Consider the following 26,072-nt stretch of genomic DNA (forward strand, 5'->3'; position numbering starts at 1 on the left):
AGCCCGGCCATGACGGGGCAAGGGGTCGTTTCCACCTAAACCTGACGGACTCTAGATGCCCAGCGGTGGCTCCGGAATGCCAAGCTCTTCGCGCAGATGACCGAAACGGTCAGGGTCGAGATAACGACCGTCCTCATAAAGCCGTTTGAGCGCGGCCAGGCCCGTCTGCGTGAAGTACGCGCGCTGGCCAAGGTCTTCGGCCGGCATATCGATCAACCCGCGTTCGATCATGGCGCCCAGCACCGGCGGGATCTTGGGCTCGCCCCGCCGCGATCCGCTGGTCCAGAGATTGATGCGGATGCCCTTGGCCAAGGACGGGCGCACACCGAAGGCCGCAGCCAATTCCTGACGAATGAAGCTCCGCTCGGCCGCGGTGAAGGGTACGGCTCCAGGCGGTTGCCTTTCGGTCATCGCGCAATATCTCCAATCAATAGCGCGACCAGGCCGGTCCAGCCGGTCTGGTGAGAGGCACCGAGACCGCGCCCGTCATCGCCATCGAAATATTCGTAGAACAGGGACAGGTCGCGGAAATGCGGGTCGGTCTGTTCCTGCTGGGAATTCCCGATCGCCGCACGGCGGCCAGCTTTATCAGGCAGAAACAGGCGCGCGACGCGGCGCGCCAGTTCGTCGGCGATGTCATTCAGCGTCAGCTCGATGCCGGACCCGACCGGGTATTCGACCTTGAACTCATCCCCGTAATAGGCGTGGAACTGCCGCAGGCTGTCGATGATGAGATAGTTCATCTGCGTCCAGATCGGCCCGCGCCAATTGGAATTGCCGCCGAACAGCCCGGAATGGGATTCGGCCGGCCAATAAGGCAGCGTGAATTCCTGTCCGCCCCAGGCGAAGACATAGGGTTTCTTCTCATGCGCTTTGGACACAGAGCGCACGCCGTAGGGCGACAGAAACTCGTCCTCCGCCAGCATGCGGCGGAGCAGAGACTTCATGCGATGTCCGCGCAACATCGACAGCAAGGACACGCTCTGGACACCCGGCGTTTCCCAGTTCGAGACCAGCGCCGCCAGATCCGGGCGATGCTCCAGGAACCATTTCATCCGCGCCACCATTTCGGGCAGACGCGGCTGGTCGGAATGGCGCACGACTTCGACGGCAAACAGCGGAATCAGGCCGACGATGGTGCGGGCGCGGATGGGAATCTCCTGCCCGCCGGGCAGTTCCAGACGGTCGTAGAAGAATTCGTCCTGCTCGTCCCACAGGCCGCCATGCTTGGCCGCGGCTTCAACGATATAAAGGAAATGCTCGAAATATTTGATCGCCATATCCTGATAGGAAATATCGACGAGAGCGACTTCGATCGAAATCCGCATCAGGTTCAGCGCAGACATGGCCATCCAGGCAGTCGCGTCGGACTGGCTGAGCGTGCCCCCCATCGGCACTGGCGATGAGCGGTCAAAGATGCCGATATTGTCGAGGCCCAGGAAGCCGCCCTGGAAGATATTACGGCCGCCGGCATCGCGCCTATTCACCCACCAGGTGAAGTTGAGCATGAGCTTGTTCAGCATCCGCTTCAGAAATGTATAATCGGCAATACCCGTCTGATCTCGGTCTATCTGAAAGACGCGCCAGGTCGCCCAGCCATGAAGCGGCGGATTGGCATCGCCGAAAGCATATTCATAGGCCGGCAGCTGGCCATTGGGATGCATGTAGTTGTCGCCGACCAGAAGCAGCAATTGCTCCTTCGCGAAATCCGGATCGATCTTCGCCAGCGGCAGACTGTGAAAAGCCAGATCCCAGGACGCGTACCAGGGATATTCCCATTTGTCCGGCATCGAGACGATGTCGGCATTATACATATGGACCCAGTCCGCGTTGCGACCTTGCCAACGGCTTTCCGGCGGCTTTGGCTCGGCCGGGTCGCCCATCAGCCAGGCACGCACGTCGTAGTGGTAGAACTGCTTGGACCACAGCATGCCGGCGAAAGCCTGACGCTGCACAAGCCTGATCTCGGCATCGGTGACATCGGCCTGCACCGCATTGTAGAATTCATCGGCCTCGGCAATGCGCTTGGCAAAGACATCGTCGAAATCCGCGAAAGCAGGCTGTGCCGCTGTATCGGCCGCGCGGAAGCGCAGACGCAGCACCCGCTCCTCGCCCGGCGGCACCGTCATCTCATGCAGCGCCGCGCATTTGGTGCCCCAGCCTTCGGCGCGAACGGCGTCCGTCAGGCCGCCGATGACGTAGTCATGGATCCCGTCCTTGAAGGGGCCGGGCGCGTCCACCTCTCCATAAATGCGGCGGCGATTGGTCTCATTGTCGCAGAACAGAAGCTCGGCCGGCTGGCCGATATCGAGCCGCATCTCCGGCATCTCGGGATGCGTCGCCGAGGCCGCATTGTCCGTCACTGCGCGGATGACCGGCACGTCCGGCCGCGCCGTCCAATCCCAGATATTGCGCGCCCAAAGCTGCGGCAGCACATGCAGGCGGGCCTCATCCGGGCCGCGATTGGCGACCGTCACCCGCATCAGAATGTCATCGGGCCCGGCCTTGGCATATTCGACGAAGACATCGAAGTAGCGGTTCTCGGCGAAAATACCGGTATCGGTCAGCTCGAATTCCGGATCGTCATAGCCGCGCTTGCGGTTTTCCGTGAGCAGCCGTTCATAAGGATAGGTGCTCTGCGGATATTTATAGAGCATCCGCATATAGGAATGCGTCGGCAGCGCATCGAGATAATAATAGAGTTCCTTGACGTCCTCGCCGTGATTGCCCTCCTGGTTCGCCAGGCCAAACAGGCGCTCCTTCAGGATCGCGTCCTGACCGTTCCAGAGGGCGAGGCCAAGGCACCAGTGCAAATTCTGGTCGCCGAAACCAGCAATGCCGTCCTCGCCCCAGCGATAGGCGCGGCTGCGGGACTGATCATGCGTGAAATAGCCCCAGGAATCGCCGTTCGGACTGTAATCCTCCCGCACCGTGCCCCATTGGCGCTCGCTCAGATAAGGGCCCCAGACGCGCCAGGATTTGGACGAACGGGCCGCGATGAGCCTTTTGCCCTCAGCTGTGGCAAAGAGCGCGGCGGGAGAAGAAGGCATGGCGACGCTCCGATCTCGTCCGGGTTGACCTGCTATCGCCCGGACTGCTTCGTTCGTATAACCGGCTGATACGGATCGATAAACAGCGGAGCGCTCGGCTCTGCCTCCTTGCCGAAGGAATAGGCTGTGAGCACTGACCCTAGCTTGCTTGAAGCGACGCCGATCTGGACGGCACGCGCCGTGCTCGGCGAAGGCCCGCTCTGGTCCAAAAGACTGGGACGTGTCTTCTTCGTCGATATCCGCGGAAGCCGCATTCTGTCTTGCGATCTGGCCGGCGAGGCCCAGACCGAATGGGGAATGGAGCATCGCCCGTGCTGGATCATCGAAACGTCACATACCGATCGCTTCCTGGTTGGGCTGGAGCGCAGCATCGTCGTCGCCCGGCTGATCCCCGGCGAACCGGCTGAGATCCTGCACCGGCTGCCAGACGAATTGCCGGAAGGGATGCGTCTGAACGATGCCAAGGCCGGCCCTGACGGTCAGGTCTATTTCGGCAGCATGGACGATGCCGAGGCGGAAGCCTCCGGTCATTTCCTTATCCTGGCCGGTGACGGCCGCATCTCCCGTCTCGATCAGGGCTATACGGTGACGAACGGTCCTGCCGTCAGTCCCGACGGTCGGACCCTGTATCACACCGATTCCCCGGCCCGGACGATCTATGCTTTCGATCGCAGCCAGGACGCCAGCCTGACCGGCAAGCGCGTGTTCATCCGCTTTACCGAGGCCGACGGCTATCCGGACGGCATGACCTGCGATGCCGAGGGCGGTCTTTGGGTCTGCCATTGGGATGGCGGCCGCGTGACGCGCTTCCTGGCTGACGGCACGCGCGACCGGGCCATCGCCCTTCCCGTCTCCCGCGTCACCTCCTGCGCTTTTGCGGGTCCCGGACTGGATCAGCTGGTGATCACCACGGCTGCCTATCAGCGGGATGCGGAGCCGCTGGCCGGTGCCTTATTCGTCGTCACCCCGGGCATTCAGGGCCTTGCCGCGCATCCCGCGGCCTTCACGGGCTAACGCAAAACCCTTATGGCTGCGTCGCGGCCTATCCCTGCCGCGACCAGAGCGAGATAATTTCGGGTTCAATAAGCCTGAAATCTGAATCTCGCTTTCGATCGATAATTTATGAGGTTGGACGATGGCCGGCTCCGCGCTTTATCGCCGAGCGGTCGTGCTTGGGCTGACGATCGCCGTCGGCGCCTTCGCGATTGACATGTACATTCCAGGCTTCGCCGCGATCGCCCGGCAGTTGCATACCGATGCCGGTACCGTGCAGCTCAGCATGACCAGCTTCTTCGTGGCGCTCGCTTTGGGCCAGGTCATCTACGGACCGGTTTCCGATACCTTCGGCCGCAAGCGGCCGAGCTATGTCGGGCTGGTCATCTTCATTATCGCGTCCGTGGGCGCCGCTTTCGCACCCTCCATCCAGTTCCTGATTCTCTCGCGCTTCTTTCAGGGTCTGGGTGCCGCGGCGACGGCCGTCATTCCGATGGCGATCGTGCGGGACGAATATACCGGGCCGGATGCGGCCCGCCTGCTGTCCCTCGCCATGCTGGCGCTCAGTGTCTCGCCGATCCTGGCACCCGTCATGGGCGGGCTGGTCGTGCAATACCTGTCCTGGCGCCTGAACTTTGTCATTCTGATCGTCATCGCCGCCCTGGTGATGGTGATGATCTGGCGCATGCTGCCGGAAACTCTGCCGCCCGAGCGACGCGTCAGCGGGCGGTTGCTGAGCATCCTCTCGACCTATGTCCGGCTGCTGCGGCAGCGGATCTTCATCCTGCCCGTGCTGATCGCGGCCAGCGCGCAGAGCGTGCTCTTTTGCTTCATCTCGGGCTCACCCTTCGTCTTCGTCACGCTGCACCATCTGGCGCCCACGATTTACGGGATGCTGTTTGCCGTCCATGCCATGGTGCTGATCGGTATCAGCCAGTTCAACGCCCCGATGATGCGCTGGTTCGGCACCCGCCGGCTGCTGGGCTTTGCGACCGGAGCGGCGGCCTTGGCCGGGCTGTTGCTCGCCATCCTGGTCTTCTCGGGCATGACCATTCTCTGGCCTTTCGTGGCGCTGACACTCACGCTGTTCCTCTGCCTCGGCCTCATCATGGGCCCGGCCTTCCTGACAGCGATGGAGCCCTTCGGCGCAACCGCAGGGGCGGCCGCCGCGCTGGCTGTCGGTTTGGAATTCACCATGAGTTCGGTGACGACAGCGCTGATGAGCACGGTATCAGACGGCACCGCGCGGCCCATGGTCGCAAGCATGGCCGTCGTTGCCTGCTGCGGCTTCGCGATCTGGTGTGTTTTCATGAAATTAGTGCCACCTGCTGCTCGTTTCCCTTGAAGCCGAGGCCAAGCCACGCGATTTCTATGCTGCGCCATAGAGCGACGAAAAAGGGAAACGCGGCCATGTCCGACACTCAAGACGAAGATCGCCTGCAGCTTATCCGTGAAACCGCCTATGGGCTGTGGGAGCAGGAAGGCTATCCTGAGGGCCGCGAGCATGAATTCTGGCTGCGCGCCGAAAAGATTGTCGATGGCGAGGCTGAGGTCGACGCAGAGAGCGCCGACAGTTTTCCGGCCAGCGACGCGCCGTCCTTCAATCCGTAAGCTTGGCTGAAGACAGGGCGTCCCACGCGTGGGACGCCCTTGTTTGCTAGCCCATCGTAGAATTGAAGGCGCCGCCGTCGAGCAGCAGATTCTGCCCGACGATATAGCCGGCATGGGCCGAGCATAGGAACGCGCAGGCACGGCCGAATTCTTCCGGCTCGCCGAAACGCCCTGTCGGGTTCAGCTGGGCGCGGGCGGCCATCTCCTCCTCAACCGAATGACCGGCATTCTTGGCCGAACCTGCCATGGTCGTGCGCAGCCGATCCGTGGTGAAGGGTCCCGGCAGCAGATTGTTGATCGTCACATTATGCTTGGCCACCTGGCGCGACAGACCACCGACAAATCCGGTGAGCCCGGCACGCGCGCCGTTGCTCATGCCAAGGGCCGCAATCGGGGACTTCACCGAAGCCGAGGTGATGTTGACGATACGACCGAAGCGCCGGCCGATCATGCCGTCGACGACCGCCTTCATCATGGCGATGGGTGAGAGCATATTCGCGTCCAAAGCGCGCACCCAATCGTCCCGCTCCCAGTTACGGAAGTCACCGGGCGGCGGACCGCCGGCATTATTCACCAGAATATCGGGGTTCGGACAAACCGCGAGGGCTGCCGCGCGTCCGGCCTCGGTCGTGATATCCCCAGGGGCGATGTCGATGCGGCCGCCCGTTTCATGAGCAATTGCTCGCGCTGTCTGCAACAGCGTCTCGGCGTCTCGTCCCGTGATCGTGACGTCCACGCCTTCGCGAGCCAAAGCCGTGGCGCAGGCCCGTCCCAGGCCTTTGCTCGCGGCACAAACAATCGCTCGCCGTCCTTTGAGCTCTAAATCCATGACAATCTCTTCTCCAAACTGCGTTGAGACGGTATTGCTGGGGCGAAGGGCCGGCGGCAAGACCGGCTCTGACTATGCGTGCCGGATAAAGACGGACCGTTTTGGGAGAAGTCCATGATAAAACTCAGCAACGCCGCGCTGAGCGAGCTGCCGCCTGGCATCCAATGGGCGGGTTATGACCGCTCGCGCCTGACGGCTGGTATCGTTCACTTCAGCGTGGGGAATTTTCACCGCGCCCATCAGGCCGTCTATCTTGACCGTTTGATCGCTGGCGGCGGCCATGACGACTGGGCGCTCTGCGGGGTCGGGCTGCTCGACGACCCGCGCGAGCGGGCCAAGGCCGCCGCCTTCCCGGCGCAGGATTGCCTCTACACCCTCACCGTCTGCCCGCCCCATGGCGAGCCGGAAATCCACGTCATCGGGTCGATCGTCGAATACCTCTTCGCGCCCGATGATCCAGAAGCGGTCCTGGCGAAGCTCTGCGATCCCGCCATCCGCATCGTCACGATGACGCTGACCGAAGGCGGCTATAATATCGACGACGAAACCCAGGAATTTAAAACCGGCGCGCCGGACATCGTCCACGACCTCGCCAATCCGACGACGCCGCGCACCGCCTTCGGCTATGTCGCGGAAGCGCTGGCCCGCCGCCGGGCTGCTGGCCTGCCCGCCTTCACCGTGCAGTCCTGCGACAATCTTCGCCATAACGGCCATGTCGCCAAAACGGCCTTCGTCGGCTTCGCTCGCGCGCGGGACCCGGAACTGGCCGCCTGGATGGAGCAGGACGTCGACTTCCCGAACAGCATGGTGGACCGCATCACGCCTGCGACCTCGGACGCCGACCGCACGCGTCTGAATACGGCGAGCGATATCGAGGATGAGATCCCGGTCTTCTGCGAGGATTTCATCCAATGGGTGGTGCAGGATCAATTCCGCCTCGGCCGCCCGGCATGGGAAAAAGTCGATGCGCAGATCACCGACGATGTCTGGGCCTATGAGCAGATCAAGCTGCGCATGCTCAACTCCTCGCACAGCATGCTGGCCTTTCCGGGCACCAATGCCGGCTACCGCCTGGTGCATGAGACGGTGGCCGACCCGCTGATCGCGCAGCTGCTGTTCGATTACTGGAACAAGGACGTCATCCCGCTGTTGCAGGCGCCGCCCGGCATGTCGCTGGAAGGCTATCGGGACAAGCTGATGGAGCGCTATTCCAATCCGGCGACGCGGGACCAGACCATCCGCATCGCGACCGACGGCGCGTCGCGCATTCCGATCTTCTCGGGCGACACCATCCGCACGATCCTGGAACAAGGCGGGGATTTCCGCAGGCTTGCCTTCCTGGTGGCAAGCTTCGCTTTCTGCCTGGGCGGCGTGGACGACAAGGGCGTGCATTTCTCGACCCCCGAGCCGCGCCTGTCGGCCGCCGAACATGCGACGGCACAGGACCCTGACCCGATGGCTTTCCTCACCTTGCCGATCTTCGCCGGCCTGGGCATGGAGAGTTCACCGGACTTCGTGGCGACCTTCCAGGAATACCGGGAATCGCTCACCGCCAATGGCACGCTTGGCACGCTGAAAGACGTCCTTGCCGGCTAGGCCGGTATCGTTTCAGGATAAGGCCCGGGATGATGTCCCGGGCCTTTTTTGTTTCCAGGGCTTGGTCTCGCGCCTTGCCTGCTTAACCAAGAATAGCCGGCCCCAAAAATTGGCCGGCAAGGGAGATCGCGTCCATGAATCCATTGGGCATCCACGCCTTCGTCTGGTCGGGTGGGTCGACACCGGATGATCTCAACCGGTCGCTCGATCGCTCGGTCGAGACCGGATACAGCCTCATCGAATTCCCGCGCCTCGATCCGAAAAAGTTCGATGTCCCGGCTTTCGCGAAAAGCCTGGCCGCGCAGCGGATGGGCATTGCCGTCACCATGGGCCTGTCGCCGGCGCATGATATTTCGAGCGAGGATGCCGACACGGTGGCCAAGGGCGAGGCCGTTCTCCGCGAAGCCGTGTCGGTCGCGCGGGATCTGGGCGCCACCAAACTCGGTGGCATTCTATTCTCGGCACACGGCAAATACATGTCGCTGCCGTCCGCCCAAGGGCGACAGAACAGCATCGACACCTTGCGGAAAGTCGCGCGCTACGCGGCCGATGCCGGGGTCACGCTCAACCTCGAAATCGTCAATCGTTTCGAGACCAATCTGTTGAACACGACCGCGCAGGGCTTGCAGTTCATCGCAGAAATCGGTGAGCCGAATGTCTATCTGCATCTCGATACCTTCCATATGAATATCGAGGAGGCGAACCCGGCCGACGCCATTCGCGCGGCAGGCGACCGGCTTGGCTATTTCCATGTCGGCGAAAGCAATCGCGGCTTTCTGGGTGCCGGAACTATCCAGTACTCACCGATCTTCGATGCGCTGCTCGACAACGGCTATACGGATACGATCACCTTCGAATCCTTCTCGTCCGCCGTCGTTGACCGCGATCTTTCGATCATCACCGGCATCTGGCGCAATACCTGGGATGATAATGTGGCTCTGGCGAAACATGCGCGAAGCTTCATCACCGACCACTTGGAAAGTGCGGCGCGCCGTCGCAAAATAACGCGCACACCGTAACTTTACCGAAATGAGACCGCCATGGCCTTGCGCCGCAATCTGGGCCTGGTGGAGGTCATCGGCCTTTCACTGTCGATGATCGCACCGACAACGGCCATGGCGTTCAACGTCACCCTGACGGCCGGCGCCGCCGGGGTGGCAGCCCCCCTCGCCTTCGCGCTCAGCATTCCGGGACTGATCATCGTCGGCCTGTGCTTCGTCGCTTTCGCAAGACGCGTGGCGAGTGCGGGCTCGGCCTATGCCTATATCCGGCAGGAATTCGGCGCGCGCGCCGGTTTCCTGGCCGGCTGGGCCTTGCTGTTGACCTACCTCACCTTCGGCACCGGCATTGCCGTGCTGGTCGGCAGTTTTCTCGATGCGGCGCTGGGCAATTACCATCTCGGCCTGCCGCATTTTTGGATTCTGCACGGCACGCTCGCCATTCTGCTCGGCATCGCCTTTGCCTATCGCGACATGAAACTGGCGACGCGGCTGATGCTGGCGCTGGAGGGGATTTCGGTTCTCGCCATCATCGTGCTCGGGATCCTCGTTCTCGTCTCGGTCGGAAAGACGACCGGCCTGCCGATCACGCCCTTCCTGCCGGATCATCATTTCGGCTGGGCCGGCATCGGCTATGCGCTGGTCTTCGCCGTGCTGTCCTTCGCCGGTTTCGAAAGTGCGACGACTTTGGGCGAGGAAGCGGCCAACCCCGCCCGCGCCATTCCGATCGCGGTGATCGCGACCGTCATCGGTGCCGGCATCTTCTATGTCTTCGCGGCCTATACCCAGGTCATCGGCTTCGGCCTCGACAATATGAAGGGCCTCGCCAATGCGGCGGCCCCGCTCAATACGCTGGCGCTGAAATACGGGTCGCGCGATTTCGCGACCGTGCTCGATCTGGCGACCGCCATCTCCGCCTTCTCCTGCGTCCTCGCCTGCGTCAGCTCGGCCGCGCGCTTGCTGTTTTCGCTGGGACGCGCCGGGTTGGCGCCGGCGCTCGGCGTCGTGAACCCGACCTACGGCACGCCCAGCCGCGCGGTGCTGGCGGTCGGCGCCGTGATGCTGGCGGGTGCGCTAATCCTGGCGCCGCAGATAGGCGCCAATGACTATTACGGCGATATGGGCACGATCGGCGTGCTGGCCCTTATCCTCGTCTATGTCGGCGTGGCGGCCGCGGCCGGGCGCTATGCCTGGCAGCGAAAGAGCCTGGTCTGGGCCTCGTTCGGCCTGCTCGGCACAATCTTCATGCTCTGGCCGCTCTATAATTCCATCTATCCGGTGCCGGCTTTCCCCGGAAACCTCTGGCCCTATCTGGTCATCGCCTATCTTCTGCTCGGCCTTGGCATTCTGGCCTGTCGCCCCGGTCTCGGCCGGTACGTGCTGGAGACCGAATAGGCAGGGCGATTGAGCGCGCAGCATTACCTGCGCGGTCACCATAAGACCGCGATCGACCAAGGCTCGCGGCGGTCAAAAAAAAATCAACTCGACATAGGAACGTTCTCCAGGCAGCCTGCCTGACGAGAGGGACCAGCATGAATAGGTCGGGCAGCCAGTCATCCCTTGCAAAGGGTGATGGAGGGGACGATTTTGACAGTATGGATGAAATCTTAGCCTTAACCGCCAGGGTCGATGGCTTCGACAAGCGCATTGACCGCATGGAGACCAAACTCGATCAGGTCGATACGCGCCTGCGTGCGCTTGAGACAGGGGTGGCCAATATGTCCGGGAAGATCGATGTCCTTACCGGGCAAATCGTCGGGCGCTTGCCGACATGGTGGCAGCTCCCGGCGGTTATCGCGGGAACCGTCGTTTTACTGACGGCGCTGTATGCCGCGGCAAAGCACCTGCATCTTTTCAGCTAGAGTCTGTCCGAACGTGATAAAATCAGATACGAAACTCGTCATCCCGGCCTTGAGCCGGGATCTTCTTACTTGGGCGCCCACGAGAGAAGATCCCCCGTGACAAGCACGGGGATGACGTTGATTAAATGACAACCTGACAAACTTCAGATTTTTTAGGCTTAATATATATTTCGTCATCCGCGCACGCGTTGCGCGGACCTACCCGCCGTGGCGCCCAGACGGCCGCTTGCCTGCATGCAGGGGTAGATGCGCGGCATGAAGCCTCGCACGACGATGAATGCCAAAAAATGGTGCGGACGGCGGGGATCGAACCCGCACTCCCTACTGGGAGGCAGATTTTAAGTCTGCTGCGTCTACCGGTTCCGCCACGTCCACATCCATATCGGCTTGCGCCTCGGGACTACCCTTGAGCGAGGCGCTTCGCGATGTCCAGCCCCATCCGCACCAGATTCTCCGATGCCTCAGGCGTATTGAAGGCATCGTGGGAGGTGAGCGTCACATTCGGCAGGGTCGTCAGCACATCCGCCGCCGGCAGCGGCTCGGTATCGAAGACGTCGAGCGCCGCGTGGCTTATCTGGCCCGATTGCAGGGCCGCGATCATCGCAGCGGTATCGACAACGCCGGCGCGGGCCGTATTGACCAGGATCGCGCCCGGTTTCATCGCCGCGATGCGTTCGGCACTCAGGCTATGACGGGTCTCGTCCGTCAGCAGCAGATGCAGCGACAGCACGTCGCTCTGTGCCAGCAAGGTCGGCAGATCGACGAATTCGACCCCCGGATAGCTGCGCGGCGTGCGGTTCCAGGCGATGACGCGCATGCCGGAGCCGACGGCGATCCGCGCGACTTCGGCCGCGATGCCGCCGAAGCCGTAGAGGCCCAGCGTCTTGCCGGTCAGCTGAATGCCGCCGCCACGCGGCCAAGCGCCGGCCCGCACGCTGCGGTCGAGAAAGGAAATATTGCGCGCCGCCGCCCACATCAGGGCGATCGCATGCTCGCCCACCGCCGTATCGCCGTAACCGCGAATGGTATGGACCTGCAGCCCCAGCGCCTCGATGCCTTCGACATCCATATAAGAGCGCGCGCCGGTACCGAGGAAAATGACATGCTTCAGCCCCACGACCTGCGCCATCGCATCCGTCGGCAGAAAGGTATGGTCGTTGAGCATGAAATCATGACCGGAATAGAGGCCGGGCATCTGCTCCGGCGCGATCACGTCATGCTCATGCACCGTCACATGCGGATCGTCCGCCGTGTAGACCCGTGCGAAAACCTCAGCCAGACCGCCGCTCGCATCCGCATAGATGCCCTTCATACCCGTCTCCCGATCAAAATCCGGGGACAGGCTGCGTCGTCGTGACGTTTTCGGCAAGAGGCCCGCTTTTTCTTGACTGCATCCAGAGGTTGTCGCAAATCTCCCTTTGCACGTCCGGGTGATAGCGCGCTTCCTTCATGTTCAACATCAACTCGGGAGCCATGCGCTCATCGGCCTCGGTGCCTCCGCCCGAGGAAGATTACGTGCCAGCCCCCTACGCCCATACACCCTATGTGCCGCCCCGTTTTGCGACGCGGCCCTTCGAGGCCATGGAGGCGATCGATTACGAGGTGCCCGAACCGCCATTGGAGCGGGTCAGGCGCGCCGGTCGTGGATGGACGCGCCTGCTTCTGCCACTCCTGAAATGGTGCATCCTGATCGGCGTCTGGGGCGGTCTCGCCGTTGCTGTCCTGTTGCTCTGGTTCACCTGGGACCTGCCGAAACCCTCCGCCGGCACCGCGACGCTGCGTCGTCCGTCCCTGGTGCTGACGGATATGAACGGCAAGCTGTTTACCCATTTCGGCGATCTCTCCGGCCAGCCCCTGACGCTGAAAACGGTACCGGCCTATCTGCCGGAAGCGGTCGTGGCGGTCGAAGACCGACGCTTCTGGGACCATGGCGGCCTCGACTTCCTGGGCATGGCGCGCGCGACGGTGGTCGATCTGCTCGCCGGCCGTGTCGTGCAGGGTGGATCGACGCTGACCCAGCAGGTCGCGAAGACGCTGTTCCTCAGCAACGCGCGCACCTTCCGCCGCAAGATGCAGGAACTGCTGCTGACGCTTTGGCTGACGCATCACTTCACGCCGACCGAGATTCTGGAGATCTACCTCAACCGCGTCTATCTGGGGGCCGGCGCCTGGGGCATGGATGCGGCGGCGCTGACCTATTTCGGCGTGCCGGCCAGCCAGTTGAACCTATGGCAGGCGGCGATGCTGGCGGGCCTGCCGCGTGCGCCGTCGCGCTTCAATCCGCTGGCCGACCAGAGTGCGGCGACCGCCCGGACGAAGGAGGTTCTCGCCGCCATGGTCCGCTCGAACTACATCACCCAGGATCAGGCGGATGCGGCGGTCGCTGCCATCAGCTTCGCGCCGCATGCCGTCAGCGGCGACTACTGGTTCTCCTCCTGGGCCGCGCAGCAGGCCGGCCCGATGATCCCGGCGGATACCGATTCCCGACTGGCGACCACCTTCGACCCCAAGCTGCAGGCCGCCGCGCAAGCGGCGCTGACCGATATCCTGGCCGGACCCGGTGCCGCCGCGAATGCCCATCAGGGCGCCGTCGTGGTGCTGGATGCGGCCACGGGGGCCGTGCGCGCCATGGTCGGCGGATCGGGCGGCGGGCATGATTTCTTCAACCGCGCCGTGCTCGCCCGCCGTCAGGCCGGTTCCAGCTTCAAGGCCTTTGTTTGGCTGGCCGCGCTTGAGGCCGGAATGCAGCCGAGCGACATGGTGCTGGACGGGCCGATCCGTATCGGTGATTGGGCGCCGCAGGATTTCGAGCGCCGCTTCCGTGGCCCGGTGACGATGACGGAGGGGCTGGCATTGTCGCTCAATACCGTCTCCGCACGGCTGCTGATGAAGGCCGGCGGCCCGCTGGTGGTGGGCGCCGTCGCGCACCGGTTGGGTGTCACGGACCCGCTGCCGGATAACGCGACGCTGGCGCTCGGCACAGCCAGCGTCGGGCTGCTGGAAATGACCGGCGCCTATGCCACTTTCTTCAACGGCGGCCGGCGTGTGGTGCCGCACGGCATTACCGGGCTTTATGCGGATGGGCATGACCTGGTCGCGGCCCCGCCGCCGGCCACGCCCGTGATCAGCAGCGCTTTGGCGGGGGAGATGCGGCAGATGCTGGGTGCGGTCGTGGCTTACGGCACGGCGACGGCGGCGGCAGTTCCTGGCTATTTCGTCGGCGGCAAGACAGGCACCACACAATCAAGCCGCGACGCCTGGTTCATCGGCGGCGTCGACGGCCATATCATCGGGGTTTGGATCGGCAATGATGACAACAGCCCCATGTCCAAAACCACGACCGGCGGCAGCCTGCCGGCTGCGCTGTTCCACAGTGTCGCCTTGGCGGTGACGGGCCAGTGAAGCGCCGCACCCTCCTCGGCGGGCTCGCTGCCCTGCCCGCGCTGCCTGCCGCAACGGCCGAAGCAGCGCCGGGTTTCGTCGGCGCGAGCCGGAATTTTCGCACCAGCGACGGCGTCAATCTGCATTATATCGACGCCATGCCGGCCAGCGGCGCGGGCGCCGACCATGTCATGGTCTTCATTCCGGGCTGGACCATGCCGGCCTGGATCTTCGCCCCTCAGCTCACCTATTTCGCGCGCTATTGCCGCGTCATCGCGCTTGACCCGCGCGGCCAGGGCGATTCCGAAATCCCCAGCAGCGGCTATACGGCCCAGCGCCGGGGCCAGGATATCGCTGAGCTTCTGGCCGTGATCGGTGTGCCGAAAGTCGTGCTGATCGGCTGGTCGCTGGGGGTGCTGGACAGCCTCGCCTATGTCGCGGCCCATGGCGGCGGCCGGCTGTCAGGCCTCGTGCTGATCGACAATTCGGTCGGCGAGAACCCGCCGCCACGCGCCGAGCCGCAGCCGCGCGGTCGCTATCACAGGCCCCTCCCTTATCCGGTCCAGATGCGGGCCTTCGTGCGCGGCATGTTCCGCACGCCGCAATCCCAGGCCTATCTCGATCGGCTGACCGCGACCTGCCTGATCACGCCTGAGCCCGCCGCGCGCGCTTTGCTGAATTACCAGGTGCCGCGCGTCTTCTGGCGCAATGCGGTTTACGCCGCGCATGTGCCGATCCTCTATGTCGTGCGGCCGCATCTGTCGGGCCAGGCAGCGAACCTCGCCCATAACGACCCTGACGCCGAAAGCGTCATCTTCAGCGATGCCGGCCACGCCCTGTTCGTGGATGACGCCATCCGTTTCAACACCGTGCTCGCGAATTTCCTGCGTCAGAAAGTTTGGATTTGACCTTTTTGCTGCCTTTGCTTCTCGTCTCGCTTGCCTCCACCGGCATCGAGATCGCGCTGACGCGCTATTTCGCCGTCGCCTCCTGGTCCGAATATGGCTACTGGGTCATTTCGATCGTGATGGCGGGTTTCGCCCTCAGCGGTGTCGCCACCGCTTTGCTGCGATCCTGGCTTGAACGGCATAGCGTAAAACTCTTCGCTTTCCTGCCGGGACTGCTCATCCTGTCGGCCGCACTCGGCTATGCGGCGGCGATCCGCAACCCGTTCAATCCGCTGCAGCTGCAGAACCCGGTCACGATCGCGCCGCAGATCCTGTATATCGGTCTCTATTATCTTGAGCTGCTGCCGTTCTTTTTTCTGACCGGGCTGTTCATCAGCCTGTGTTTCGTCAGCGCACCGACGCGGACCACGCGGGTCTATGCCTTCGATCTTTGCGGCGCCGGCCTCGGCGCGCTGATCGTGCTCGGCCTGATGGCCGTGCTGCATCCCTTCAAGCTGATCCCGGCGCTGCTGCTGCCGCTGGCGGCCATGGCCTTCTTCGTGCCGCGCGATGCACACCGCCTCGGCGCCATCATCACAGCGGGACTTTGCCTGATCGCGGGCGAGACTTTGCTGATCGCCGGCGATGTCGCCGACTACAACCAGTTCAAGCCGATCTATGCGCCGCTGCATACGCCCAACGCCCGGATCCGCCAGCAGATCCTGTCGCCGCGCGGTGTCTATTCGCTGCTCGATGACTTTACCGAGCGCGTGGATACCGACCTGTCGAATGACAGCGCCATGATGCATCTGCCCGGCCCGCCGCGCACGCTGGGGCTGTATCGGGACGGTAGCCGCATCGCCGCCATCCCGCGTCCCGGCAAGCTCGATGTCGGTTACGCGCCCGGCACGCTGGCCGCCGCGCCCTATGAGTTGTTGAGCCACCCGCGCGTGCTGGCGATCGGCGACGAAGGCGGCTGGGCGGCAGCGCAAGCCCAGGCACTCGGCGCCGGCAGCATTCTGGCCGACGAGCCGGAGCCCGTCCTGCGCGCGGCCTTGCAGCCTCAGGACAGCGTCACCGTCAGTGGCGAAAGCCCGCTCGCCCTTGTCTCGGACGCGCCGTCCGGAAGATTCGATCTCATCGAACTCTCCGACAATTTCCTGGGCGCGGACCCGGCGGACGCGACCGCCTTCACCTCCGGCGCCATCGCCCTTTACCTGCATGCGCTGAGCGACCAGGGCATGGTTTCCATCCCCGTCTCGATCCGCGATTTTCCGGTCTATGCGCTGCGCATGATGGCGACGATCCGCGCCGGTCTGCTGCAGGCCGGCATCGCCGATCCGGGCGCGCATGTCATCGTCTATCGCTCGGCCTGGAACGTGCGACTGCTGATTGCCAAATCACCCTTCGACAGTGCGCGCATCAAGACCTTGCGCAAATTCTGCGACGACCGTTCCTTCGATGTCTCCTTCTTTCCCGGCATCGATGTCGCGTCGCTACGTGACGATATCTACAACGACCTCCCCGCCATCTCCTTCTCGAAGGGTGAGGTCGAAAGCGGCGGACAGGCCGATGATTCGATCGCCGATGAGGCTGTTGCCGTCATGAACGGCCAACCGACAGATTCGGCACGCGAGTTCGACCTGCGACCGGCGACGCTGGACCGCCCGATGTTCTTCGACATCCTGCGGCTCGATCACTTGGGCACCATCCTGAAGCGGCTCGAAATCCTGCCGCAGCAGGAGTTGGGGCCGCTGATCAATATCGCAGTGCTGGCGCAAGCTTTCGTGGTCGCCCTGATCGTGCTGCTGCTGCCGCTGGCCGCACCCCGCCGCATCGGCCGTGCGCGCGCGCCGATCGGCCGCGCGCTGCTCTATTTCCCGGCCCTCGGCCTCGGCTATCTGTTCATCGAAATCGCGCTGATCGGCGAGGCCAGCCTTTATCTCGACGATGTCACGACGGCCTTCGCGCTGGTGCTGTCCGGCATGCTGATCTTCTCCGGTCTCGGTAGCATGGCAGCGAACCGGATGCGGTTGCGCTTCGCCTGGCTTGTGATCCTGGCGCTGCTGATCCTGACGCTGGTCGCATTGCCCGCCATCATGCTGGCTACAATCGGCTGGCCGATGCCGCTGCGTCTGCTGGTTCTGCTGATCCTGCTGGCGCCGCTGTCGCTCGCCCTGGGCCAGCCCTTCCCCATGGGCTTGGGCGAGGCTGGGAAAACGGGCGCTGGCTTCCTGCCCTGGGCCTGGGCGCTGAACGGCGCCTTCTCCGTCATCGCCACGCCGCTCGCCAATCTGATCGCGACGGAGCTCGGCTTCCGTTGGCTGATCCTCGCGGCCTTGCTGCTCTATGGTGTCGCCTGGCTCAGCTTTCCGAAAACGGCAGATGCCCAGCCTGCCGCCTAATCCTGCGGCAGCGGGCGGCCTTTGGTCTCCGGCATCAGCGCCATGGCGATCACGCCCAGAATGCCGGAACCGATCATATACCAGGCCGGCGACAGCGGGTCGCCGCTGACGCCGATCAACCAGGCGAGCACGAATTGCGTCGTGCCGCCGAAAACCGTCACCGCAAAAGCGTAAGCCGTGGACAGGCCCGAGGCGCGGACGCTCGTCGGCAGCAGCTCGGGAATGGCGACGATGGCCGCCGCCGAACTCAGCGAACCCAAAGCCGACATCAACCCGGTCGTGATCAGCAAGGTCCAGATCGACGGATGACCGATCAGGAACACGAAGGCCGGATAGATCGCGAGGATCAGCACGATGCGCGGTACCAGCATCACGATCTTGCGGCCGTAACGATCGGCGAGCCAGCCGCCCAGCAGGGCGAAGATGATGGTGGTGAGACCGCCGATGAGCGGCGCGGTGATGGCCGACGGCGCCTTCAGCTTCAGCGCCGTCTCCCCATAGGTCGTCATATAGAGCCCGACATAGGTTGAGATGGTGCTCGTCATGATGGCGATCAGGCCAAGGAACAGCGGCCAGGGATGGCCCGACAGCAGATTGGTGAGAACGCGTGCTGCGCTCTGGCGGTGCGTGCGATCGCTGATCTGTGCCGATTCCGGGAGGCGCTGCCGGATGTAAAGGCCACCGGGGATGATGGTGAGGCCAAGCAGCAGGGCCACCCGCCAGCCCCATTCGGTCATCGCCTCCGACGACAGGGCATGCGCGAGCGTGAAACCGACGATACCGGCGGCGAGCAGCGCACAGCCCTGGCTCGCGATCTGCCAGGACGCCAAGCGCGCACGCCGGTCATCCGGCGCCACCTCGATCAGATAGCTGGTCGCGGGCCCGACCTCCCCGCCCAGCGCGAAACCTTGCAGCAGACGCGCGGCGACCACGATGACGGGCGCGGCATAGCCGATGACGGCAAAGGGCGGCGTCAGCGCCAGCATCAGCATGCCGACCGCCATCAGGGCGATGGTCAGCATCATCGCGGGCTTGCGGCCGGCATGATCCGCGAAGGCACCGATCACCAGCCCGCCCAGCGGACGGGTGCAGAAGCCGACGCCGAAAGTCGCGACCGAAATCAGCAGCGAGACCACCGGATCATGCGCCGGGAAAAAGCTGCGCCCGATGGCGACCGCGAAAAAAGTATAGGTCGTGAAATCGTAGAATTCGAGCGCATTGCCGAGCACGCAGGCAAAGACCGTGGCCGCAGGAAGCGCTGCCTTTTGGTTCGCGGTCGAGTCGGTCGATCCCGGAGGTGAGGGCAGCGGCGAGGAATGCGGCATCGGCAGTACAGGCTCCGTATCCATGCCCGGACTGGATGCCCAGAGCGCTATCACCACTTAACCCGAAACGGGCTCGCCTCAAGAGCCGGGGGCGAATCGATTCCCCACCCCAAGATATGGGCGGAACCCTGGCTTACTGCCCCATGATCTAGTGGAAGATTCGAAAAACCGTTGACCTTTGCTCAGGCCAGGGATACCCGTCGAGTGTGACAACGCTATCCCGCACCCGCCCCAATCTACGCGTCCGAGGCCGTTCTTTCATGGCCTTCGTGCTGTCGCCTGATGCGCCGCTGCGCAATTGGCTGGCCGAGCTTGACGCCCAAATCGAACGATCGGCGACCTTTTTTGCCGGGCGACCGATCGTGGTCGACCTCTCCGGCATCCCGGACAGCGACCCCGATCTGGACACCCTGTTCGATGAGTTGCGCAGCCGCGGCATTCGCATCATCGGGGCGGAAGGCGCTGACGGGCTGACGCCCGCTTTGCAATCCGTCGGCGGCCCGCTGATCGGCGGCCGGCCGCTCGGCCTTTATGAAGTGCCGGATGATCCGCCGGACGAACCGCCCGCGCCGGAACCGACATCGATGGTGCTGGACGAGCCCGTGCGCTCCGGCCAGACCATTTTGTTTCCGCAGGGCGATCTGACGATCAACGGGTCCGTTGCATCGGGTGCCGAGATCATGGCCGGCGGATCGATCCATGTTTATGGCGCGTTGCGGGGCCGGGCGATTGCCGGGGTGACCGGTAACCAGCAGGCCCGGATTTTTTGCAAAAAGCTCGACGCCGAACTCATTTCGATCGACGGCCTCTATATGACGGCCGAAGACATGGACAGCTTTAGAGGCAAGTCTATTCAGGCGCGCCTTGAGGGTTCCTCCATCATCATTACCGAGATCAGCTAGTTTTTCAGCTGAACCCGGGCGACGCGCATAGGGGTAAAGGCATGTCCAAAGTTCTCGTGGTGACCTCGGGCAAAGGTGGCGTGGGCAAGACGACGTCCACCGCTGCCCTCGGCGCTGCCCTGGCCAAGGCGGGTAAGAATGTCGTCGTCGTCGATTTCGACGTCGGCCTGCGCAATCTCGACATCGTGATGGGCGCGGAACGCCGCGTCGTTTTCGACATGATCAACGTCATCCAGGGCGATGCGAAACTGTCCCAGGCGCTGATCCGCGACAAGCGGGTGGAGACGCTCTCCATCCTTCCCGCCTCGCAGACGCGGGACAAGGACGCGCTGACCAGCGAAGGCGTGGAAAAGATCATCGCCGAGCTGCGCGAGAAGTTCGACTGGGTGATCTGCGATAGCCCCGCCGGGATCGAACGTGGCGCCACGCTCGCCATGCATCACGCCGATGTCGCCGTCATCGTCACTAACCCTGAAGTCTCCTCCGTCCGCGACAGCGACCGCATCATCGGCCTGCTGGACAGCAAGACCGAGCGCGCGGCGAAGGGGGAGCGGATCGAGAAACATCTGCTGCTGACCCGGTATGACCCGGTTCGTGCCGCCCGCGGCGACATGCTGAAGACCGAGGATGTGCTGGAGATTCTCTCCATCCCGCTGCTCGGCATCATCCCGGAAAGCCCGGAAGTCCTGCGCGCGTCCAACCTGGGCACGCCGGTCGTCCTGTCCAACCCGGACGCCGCACCGTCCCGCGCCTATGCCGACGCCGCCCGCCGCCTGATGGGCGAGCAGGTGCCGATGACGGTGCCCGGTGAGAAGACGGGTTTCCTGACCAAGCTATTCGGTAGGAGGGTTGCATGAGCTTTTTCAGCTTTCTAAGCCGGAAGCCGACTGCCGCTATCGCCCGCGACCGCCTGCAGATCCTCCTCGCGCATGAACGCGGGACCTTGGGCGGCAATAGCGACCTGGTGGCCATTTTGCAGGAGGAAATCCTGGCGGTCATCGCCAAGCATGTCTCCGTCGAACGCGAAAAGGTCCAGATCAAGCTCGACCGCGGCGATAGTTTCTCGACGCTTGAGATCGGCATTGAGATTCCGCCCGGTCTCGCGGAAAAGCAGGCTTCATTGAAACGGGCCGCTCTCCGGGCGTCCTGAGACGCTCGTGATGGGAGGCTGCCTGCATGTCTTTGTTGCCGGACACCGACACCGAAGCCAAGCCGCCGGTCACGACCTTCGGGCCTGATTTCCCGTTCGATTACGACCGCTGGATTTCCCATCCCGCAGGGTTAGGGCGCTTGCCCGATGCCGAACTAGGGCAGGAAGTCGCCGTCATCGGCGCAGGTCTTGCCGGTATCGTCGCGGCGCATGAGCTGATGAAGCTCGGCTTTAAGCCCGTCATCTACGAATCCTCCCGCATGGGCGGGCGCCTGCGCTCGGAACCCTTTAGCGGCGCCGATGGCGTCTTCGCCGAATTGGGCGGCATGCGCTTCCCGATCTCCTCGACCGGGCTGTATCATTACATCGGTCAGGTCGGGATCGAGACAAAACCCTTTCCCAATCCGCTGGATGAAGCGACGCCTTCGACCCTGATCGATCTCGAATCCGAGCAATTCTATGTCGAAGGCGCCGGCAAGGGTGAGCTTCCCCCGTTATTGCGCGAGGTGTCCGAAGCCTGGTCCGAGGCGCTTGAGGGCGGCGCCGATTTCACTGCCCTGCAGACCGCCGTTCGCACGCGTGATGTCGCGGCCTTGAAAGCGGTCTGGAACAAGCTTGTGCCACTTTGGGACGAGCGGACCTTCTATGATTTCGTCGCCTCCTCCCGGAGCTTCGCCCAGAAATCCTTCCGCCACCGCGAGGTTTTCGGGCAGGTCGGTTTCGGCACCGGCGGCTGGGACAGCGATTTCCCCAATTCCATGCTGGAAATCCTGCGCGTGGTGGTGACGGCGCAGGACGAGAACCAGCGCATGATGGTAGGCGGCGCCGAGCAACTGCCCCGACGCCTGTGGCAGCTGGCACCGACGACGCTGGCCCATTGGCCGGCGGGCACATCCCTCGCCTCGCTCCATGCCGGCGCGCCGCGACCGGGTGTCACCCGGATCGCGCGGGATGAGGGCGGCGCGATCGCCATCACGGATCGCTGGGGCGACACGCGCCGCTACAAGGCTGCCATCGTCACCTGCCATTCCTGGCTGCTGACGACCCATATCGATTGCGACGAGAGCCTGTTCTCCCAAAAGCTTTGGATGGCCCTGGACCGCACCCGCTACATGCAATCCGCCAAGACCTTCGTCATGGTCGACAAGCCCTTCTGGACCGAACGGGACGAAAAAACCGGCCGCTACAAGATGAGCATGACGCTGACGGATCGCATCACCCGCGGCACCTATCTGTTCGACAATGGGCCGGACAAGCCCTCGGTCATCTGCCTCTCCTATTCCTGGATGTCGGATGCGATGAAGGTGCTGCCGCTGGACGCCGAACGGCGGGTGCGGCTGATGCTGGCGGCTCTGCAGAAAGTCTATCCCGGCGTCGATATCGCATCCCATATCATCGGTGAGCCGATTACGGTGTCCTGGGAGAGCGACCCGAATTTCCTTGGCGCCTTCAAAGGCGCGTTGCCCGGCCATTATCGCTACAATCGCCAGATGTTCTGCCACTTCATGCAGGACAGCATGCCGGACGCCGAGCGCGGGCTGTTCCTGGCCGGCGACGGCATTTCCTTCACGCCCGGCTGGGCGGAAGGCGCGGTGCAGACGGCGCTCAACACCGTCTGGGGCGTGCTGCATCAATTCGGCGGCAAAACGCTGACCGAGAACCCCGGTCCAGGCGATGTCTTCGACGCCATCGCGCCAATCGACTTGCCAAATTGAGCCAAGCCCTCATCTGCCTAGGGAAGTTTACTTAGGGTAATCCCGGCCGCGGCCTATGCTGCGCGCTCTGCAGGCGTGAGGCTTCGTAAGCATGGACCACAGTTTTCTTTCCGATGACGAAGCGATCCCCTGCGCTGGCCTGGGACGGGATCTGCGGCGTGTCGGCGCCCATCCCGATCATTGGTATCCGCTCGCCTGGTCGCGCGAATTGAAGGCCGGAAAGACATTGGCCGTGCGTTTCGCGGACAAGCCGATCGTGCTGGCCCGGCCCAAGGACGCGGCCAGACCTGTCTTTGCGCTGGAGGATCGCTGCGCCCATCGCCAGGTACCGTTGAGCCAGGGACTGGTCGAAGGCTGCGCCATTCGCTGCGGCTATCACGGCTGGGCCTATGACCAGTCCGGCCAATGCACGGACGTGCCCTATCTGGGCAAGGGCAAGCTGCCCAATGGCGTGCGCGCCTATCCGGTCCAGGAGAAAGAGGGCCTTATTCTGGTCTTTCCCGGCGATCCGGCGCTGGCCGCGACCACACCCTTGCCGGCCTTAGGGTCGGTCGCCAACCCCGCCTACAAGACCCGCCGCTTCGGCCAGATCGTCGGCTGCCACTACACCTTCATGCATGAGAACCTGATGGACATGAACCATCAGTTCCTGCACCGCAAGCAGATGGGCCAGATGCGCCCGCGCTTCCTGGGTCAGGCGCAAGGCGAGGATTGGGTGGAGGCGCGCTACAGCTTCGCCCGCACGGACGGCAAGCAGCCCTGGGGCGAGGCCGCGATCTTCGGCCAGCGGCGCGGCACGCAGGCCGAGTTCGCGGATAAGGATGTCATGACCATCCGCACCGAATATCCCTATCAGACGCTGCGCATCCGCACGAAGGATGCGACCCCGGTCATGGATCTTTGGATCGCCTATGTGCCGCAGGACAGCGAGCAGCGCACCAACCGCACCTTCGGCCTGCTCTCCATCCACAAGCCGAAAATCCCCGGCATTCTGGAAGCGGCCTGGCCGCTGCTGATCCTGTTTACCGAGCGCATCTTCAAGGAAGACCGCGAAATCGTGGAACAGGAACAGGCCGCGCATGACATGCAGGGCCGCGACCTCAATCAGGAAGTCTTCCCGGTCATCCGCAATCTGCGTGCTTTGCTGATGGAGCGCGGCACGCCCGAGGATGTGCCCCGCGCCGTCAGCCGCGCACCCTCACTCGAACGCGTGGTCGAATAGGGCGTAGCTGCCGCCGCCGGCATGGGTGCTGCGGTACGGCATGTCCTTCCGGTGATTGATACCGGAATAATGCGTGATGAGGGATTTGCGCGGCATACGCGGAACGTTTGCGACGGACCCGCGGTGCATCAGCATGCCGTGCCAGATCAGAACATCGCCCTTCTTGCCGAGGAATTGCCGCACCGGCAGGCCCGTCTCCACGACCTGACGGTCGACGGCCGGGGTGATGAAGCGTTCGGCATATTTCTCCCAGGAATTATGCCCGGTCAGCGCCTCTTTCCGCTGCAATTCGTCATCGGTCAGATAGGCCAAGACCTTTTCGCGCCGCAGCAAGGGCCAGCGATGCGAGCCCGGCAGATATTCGAAAGGCCCGCTGTCGGGATGGATCTCGTCCAGCGCGATCCAGACGGCGGTGTACCAACTCGCGACATGGGGCGGGTTCAGATAATCGTCCTGATGCCAGGCCCTGGCCGTGCTGATCCAGCCGGTGAGCGCGAGATGCAGCATCATCGGTTCGCCGATCAGGCTCTGCATGATCTTCATGAGCGGCGGATAGAGGGCCAGGTCGCGCAGTTCCGGCACATGCAGATAGGGTGTGGCCTTCAGCCAACCGTGATCCGCGATGGGCGCACGCCGGGCAATATAGGCGTCCACAAGATCATCGGGCAGGAAGCCCTTGAGTTCGACCACACCCTGCTCGTGCCAGCTGCGTTGATAAGGCGTCAGCTTGGACAGATCGACGCCCGGCTGGTCGAGCGGCGGCAGTCTTGCCGGGTCCATGGGTTCTGAGAGATCGGCAAAGCTGATCGGGCGACCGTCGGGATGCGGCCCGGCATAGGGCACCGGACGCCTGAAACTGGCCGGTGGCTTTATCAGCCGAGAGCGGCGCAACCCGCACCGCCGCAGCAATTGGCGGACGCGCCATTTCAGATTGGCCATAACGAATCCTCTCTGCTGGCCCTTAATCCTGCCCAGAACAAAAACGACGGGCCCGAAGACGCGCCTTAACCCGGTCCTAGAGTTTGTCTGATTTTAACTGAAGCTTGTCCCTAATATCGTCATGCCCGGCCCCAGAGCCGGGCATCCATTCGTTGGGGCGCCCAAGGACTGGATGACCGGGTCAAGCCCGGCCATGACGGGGCAAGGGGTCGTTTCCAACTAAACCTGACGGACTCTAGCCGAAAGGATGGTCGAACAGGGCGTAAGTTCCGCCGCCCTCATGCTGCTTCCGCTTGGCCATGTCAGGCCGATGATTGATGCCGGAATAATGGGTGATGAGCGATTTGCGCGGCATGAGCGGAACATTCGCCACGGACCCGCGATGCATCAGCGCGCCGTGCCAGATCAGCACATCCCCCTTCTTGCCCAGGAATTGCCGGATCGGCAGACCGGATTCCGCGACCTTGCGATCGACCGCCGGGGTCACGAAGCGTTCGGCATAGCGCTCCCAGGAATTGTGCCCGGTCAGCTTTTCCTTCCGCTGCAATTCCTCATCGGTCAGATGGGTCATGACGACGTCCCGGCGCAGAAGCGGCCAGCGATGCGAGCCCGGAAGATATTCGAAAGGTCCGCTGTCGGGATGGATGTCATCCAACGCGATCCAGACGGCCGTGTACCAGCTCGCGACATGGGGCGGGTTCAGATAATCGTCCTGATGCCAGGCCCTGGCGGTGCTGATCCAGCCCGTAAGCGCGAGATGCAGCATCAGGGGCTCGCTGATCAGGCTTTCCATGACGGCCATGAGCGGCGGATACATGGCGAGGTCGCGCAGAGACGGCACATGAAGATAGGGGGTCGGCTGCAGCCAGCCGAGATGGTCGAGTTTCGAGCGCTCGGCGACATAGGCATCGACCAGGTCGTCGGGCAGGAAGCCTTTCAGCTCGACCGCACCATCCTGCCACCAGCTCCGCTGTTCGGGCGTGAGAGAAGGCAGATCAACGCCGGGCCTGTCCAGCGGCGGCAGCTGCGCCGGGTCCATATATTCCGCGAGTTCATCAAAACTGACGGGGTTCCCGTCCGGTCGCGGCGCTGCATAGGGCACGGGCCGGACATAGACAGGCGGCTTCGGTGTCGGGATCGGCCGCAACCCGGTCTGATGCAGAAACTGTCGGACGGTGGACCGCAAGGAAGCCATGGGCGAAAACCT

Annotated in this window: 22 protein-coding genes and 1 tRNA gene; 15 read left to right on the forward strand and 8 right to left on the reverse strand. The window is 63.4% G+C overall.

Annotated elements, in window-relative coordinates:
* Positions 1-51: 51 nt before the first annotated feature.
* A complete protein-coding gene (locus ACELLULO517_RS03420) occupies positions 52-411 on the reverse strand; it encodes a hypothetical protein (RefSeq protein ID WP_227305862.1) in 360 nt (119 codons plus the stop codon).
* Positions 408-3,050, reverse strand: a complete 2,643-nt coding sequence (locus ACELLULO517_RS03425) for an MGH1-like glycoside hydrolase domain-containing protein (RefSeq protein WP_227305863.1) — start codon at positions 3,048-3,050, stop codon at positions 408-410. Before ACELLULO517_RS03425 ends, ACELLULO517_RS03420 begins: the two co-directional genes overlap by 4 nt.
* A 126-nt stretch (positions 3,051-3,176) precedes the next feature.
* Here ACELLULO517_RS03425 and ACELLULO517_RS03430 point away from each other — a divergent pair, with 126 nt between their 5' ends.
* The 3 genes from ACELLULO517_RS03430 to ACELLULO517_RS03440 all read left to right on the forward strand — a co-directional run bounded on the left by ACELLULO517_RS03430 (position 3,177) and on the right by ACELLULO517_RS03440 (position 5,654).
* On the forward strand, positions 3,177-4,064 hold the full coding sequence (locus ACELLULO517_RS03430) for an SMP-30/gluconolactonase/LRE family protein (protein WP_227305864.1): 888 nt from the start codon (positions 3,177-3,179) through the stop codon (positions 4,062-4,064).
* 121 nt (positions 4,065-4,185) lie between these two features.
* Positions 4,186-5,388: a multidrug effflux MFS transporter gene (locus ACELLULO517_RS03435; RefSeq protein ID WP_227305865.1), complete on the forward strand. Its 1,203-nt coding sequence runs from the start codon at positions 4,186-4,188 to the stop codon at positions 5,386-5,388.
* A 65-nt stretch (positions 5,389-5,453) separates the two neighbouring features.
* On the forward strand, positions 5,454-5,654 hold the full coding sequence (locus ACELLULO517_RS03440) for a DUF2934 domain-containing protein (RefSeq protein WP_227305866.1): 201 nt from the start codon (positions 5,454-5,456) through the stop codon (positions 5,652-5,654).
* Between the two features lie 46 nt (positions 5,655-5,700).
* Here ACELLULO517_RS03440 and ACELLULO517_RS03445 read toward each other — a convergent pair whose 3' ends face one another.
* Positions 5,701-6,483, reverse strand: coding sequence for an SDR family oxidoreductase (locus ACELLULO517_RS03445; protein WP_227305867.1), 783 nt, complete (start codon positions 6,481-6,483; stop codon positions 5,701-5,703).
* 114 nt (positions 6,484-6,597) lie between these two features.
* On the opposite strand from ACELLULO517_RS03445, the gene ACELLULO517_RS03450 reads away from it, so the two are divergent.
* The 4 genes from ACELLULO517_RS03450 to ACELLULO517_RS03465 all read left to right on the forward strand — a co-directional run bounded on the left by ACELLULO517_RS03450 (position 6,598) and on the right by ACELLULO517_RS03465 (position 10,939).
* Positions 6,598-8,079: a mannitol dehydrogenase family protein gene (locus ACELLULO517_RS03450; protein ID WP_227305868.1), complete on the forward strand. Its 1,482-nt coding sequence runs from the start codon at positions 6,598-6,600 to the stop codon at positions 8,077-8,079.
* Positions 8,080-8,213: 134 nt separating this feature from the next.
* Positions 8,214-9,098 carry a sugar phosphate isomerase/epimerase family protein gene (locus ACELLULO517_RS03455; protein ID WP_227305869.1) on the forward strand — a complete coding sequence of 295 codons (885 nt, stop codon included), beginning with the start codon at positions 8,214-8,216 and terminating at the stop codon, positions 9,096-9,098.
* Positions 9,099-9,119: 21 nt separating this feature from the next.
* A complete protein-coding gene (locus ACELLULO517_RS03460) occupies positions 9,120-10,472 on the forward strand; it encodes an APC family permease (RefSeq protein ID WP_227305870.1) in 1,353 nt (450 codons plus the stop codon).
* Between the two features lie 200 nt (positions 10,473-10,672).
* Entirely contained in the window at positions 10,673-10,939 is a 267-nt protein-coding gene (locus ACELLULO517_RS03465; RefSeq protein ID WP_227305871.1) for a hypothetical protein, read from the forward strand.
* A 288-nt stretch (positions 10,940-11,227) separates the two neighbouring features.
* On the opposite strand, the gene ACELLULO517_RS03470 is transcribed toward ACELLULO517_RS03465, so the two are convergent.
* Both ACELLULO517_RS03470 and ACELLULO517_RS03475 read right to left on the reverse strand, forming a co-directional pair.
* A tRNA-Leu gene (locus ACELLULO517_RS03470) sits at positions 11,228-11,314 on the reverse strand.
* Positions 11,315-11,339: 25 nt separating this feature from the next.
* On the reverse strand, positions 11,340-12,251 hold the full coding sequence (locus ACELLULO517_RS03475) for a 2-hydroxyacid dehydrogenase (RefSeq protein ID WP_227305872.1): 912 nt from the start codon (positions 12,249-12,251) through the stop codon (positions 11,340-11,342).
* Between the two features lie 203 nt (positions 12,252-12,454).
* Between ACELLULO517_RS03475 and ACELLULO517_RS03480 the strand changes: the two genes are divergently transcribed.
* From ACELLULO517_RS03480 to ACELLULO517_RS03490, 3 genes are read left to right on the forward strand one after another with little or no spacing between them, the layout of a single operon-like run.
* Positions 12,455-14,341, forward strand: a complete 1,887-nt coding sequence (locus ACELLULO517_RS03480; protein WP_227305873.1) for a transglycosylase domain-containing protein — start codon at positions 12,455-12,457, stop codon at positions 14,339-14,341.
* Positions 14,338-15,228, forward strand: coding sequence for an alpha/beta fold hydrolase (locus tag ACELLULO517_RS03485; protein WP_227305874.1), 891 nt, complete (start codon positions 14,338-14,340; stop codon positions 15,226-15,228). Before ACELLULO517_RS03480 ends, ACELLULO517_RS03485 begins: the two co-directional genes overlap by 4 nt.
* Complete coding sequence (locus tag ACELLULO517_RS03490; RefSeq protein ID WP_227305875.1) at positions 15,225-17,612, forward strand: hypothetical protein; 2,388 nt, start codon at positions 15,225-15,227, stop codon at positions 17,610-17,612. The genes ACELLULO517_RS03485 and ACELLULO517_RS03490 overlap by 4 nt, the downstream gene beginning before the upstream one ends.
* On the opposite strand, the gene ACELLULO517_RS03495 is transcribed toward ACELLULO517_RS03490, so the two are convergent.
* Positions 17,609-18,961, reverse strand: coding sequence for an MFS transporter (locus ACELLULO517_RS03495; RefSeq protein WP_227305876.1), 1,353 nt, complete (start codon positions 18,959-18,961; stop codon positions 17,609-17,611). The genes ACELLULO517_RS03490 and ACELLULO517_RS03495 overlap by 4 nt on opposite strands.
* A gap of 182 nt (positions 18,962-19,143) precedes the next feature.
* On the opposite strand from ACELLULO517_RS03495, the gene minC reads away from it, so the two are divergent.
* The 5 genes from minC to ACELLULO517_RS03520 all read left to right on the forward strand — a co-directional run bounded on the left by minC (position 19,144) and on the right by ACELLULO517_RS03520 (position 23,926).
* Positions 19,144-19,839 carry a septum site-determining protein MinC gene (gene minC / locus ACELLULO517_RS03500; protein WP_319796407.1) on the forward strand — a complete coding sequence of 232 codons (696 nt, stop codon included), beginning with the start codon at positions 19,144-19,146 and terminating at the stop codon, positions 19,837-19,839.
* 41 nt (positions 19,840-19,880) lie between these two features.
* The gene (gene minD / locus ACELLULO517_RS03505; protein WP_227305878.1) at positions 19,881-20,696 is read left to right on the forward strand and encodes a septum site-determining protein MinD; all 816 of its coding nucleotides are present in this window, start codon (positions 19,881-19,883) and stop codon (positions 20,694-20,696) included.
* The gene (minE, locus tag ACELLULO517_RS03510) at positions 20,693-20,989 is read left to right on the forward strand and encodes a cell division topological specificity factor MinE (protein ID WP_227305879.1); all 297 of its coding nucleotides are present in this window, start codon (positions 20,693-20,695) and stop codon (positions 20,987-20,989) included. The genes minD and minE overlap by 4 nt, the downstream gene beginning before the upstream one ends.
* Positions 20,990-21,015: 26 nt before the next feature.
* Positions 21,016-22,704, forward strand: a complete 1,689-nt coding sequence (locus ACELLULO517_RS03515) for a flavin monoamine oxidase family protein (protein WP_227305880.1) — start codon at positions 21,016-21,018, stop codon at positions 22,702-22,704.
* 91 nt (positions 22,705-22,795) lie between these two features.
* Positions 22,796-23,926 carry an aromatic ring-hydroxylating oxygenase subunit alpha gene (locus ACELLULO517_RS03520; RefSeq protein WP_227305881.1) on the forward strand — a complete coding sequence of 377 codons (1,131 nt, stop codon included), beginning with the start codon at positions 22,796-22,798 and terminating at the stop codon, positions 23,924-23,926.
* On the opposite strand, the gene ACELLULO517_RS03525 is transcribed toward ACELLULO517_RS03520, so the two are convergent.
* Complete coding sequence (locus tag ACELLULO517_RS03525; protein ID WP_227305882.1) at positions 23,903-24,865, reverse strand: phytanoyl-CoA dioxygenase family protein; 963 nt, start codon at positions 24,863-24,865, stop codon at positions 23,903-23,905. The genes ACELLULO517_RS03520 and ACELLULO517_RS03525 overlap by 24 nt on opposite strands.
* 235 nt (positions 24,866-25,100) lie before the next feature.
* Entirely contained in the window at positions 25,101-26,060 is a 960-nt protein-coding gene (locus tag ACELLULO517_RS03530) for a phytanoyl-CoA dioxygenase family protein (protein ID WP_227305883.1), read from the reverse strand.
* Positions 26,061-26,072: the final 12 nt, after the last annotated feature.

The sequence above is a fragment of the Acidisoma cellulosilyticum genome (genome assembly GCF_020621385.1).
In the GTDB taxonomy this organism is placed as follows: Bacteria; Pseudomonadota; Alphaproteobacteria; order Acetobacterales; family Acetobacteraceae; genus Acidisoma; species Acidisoma cellulosilyticum.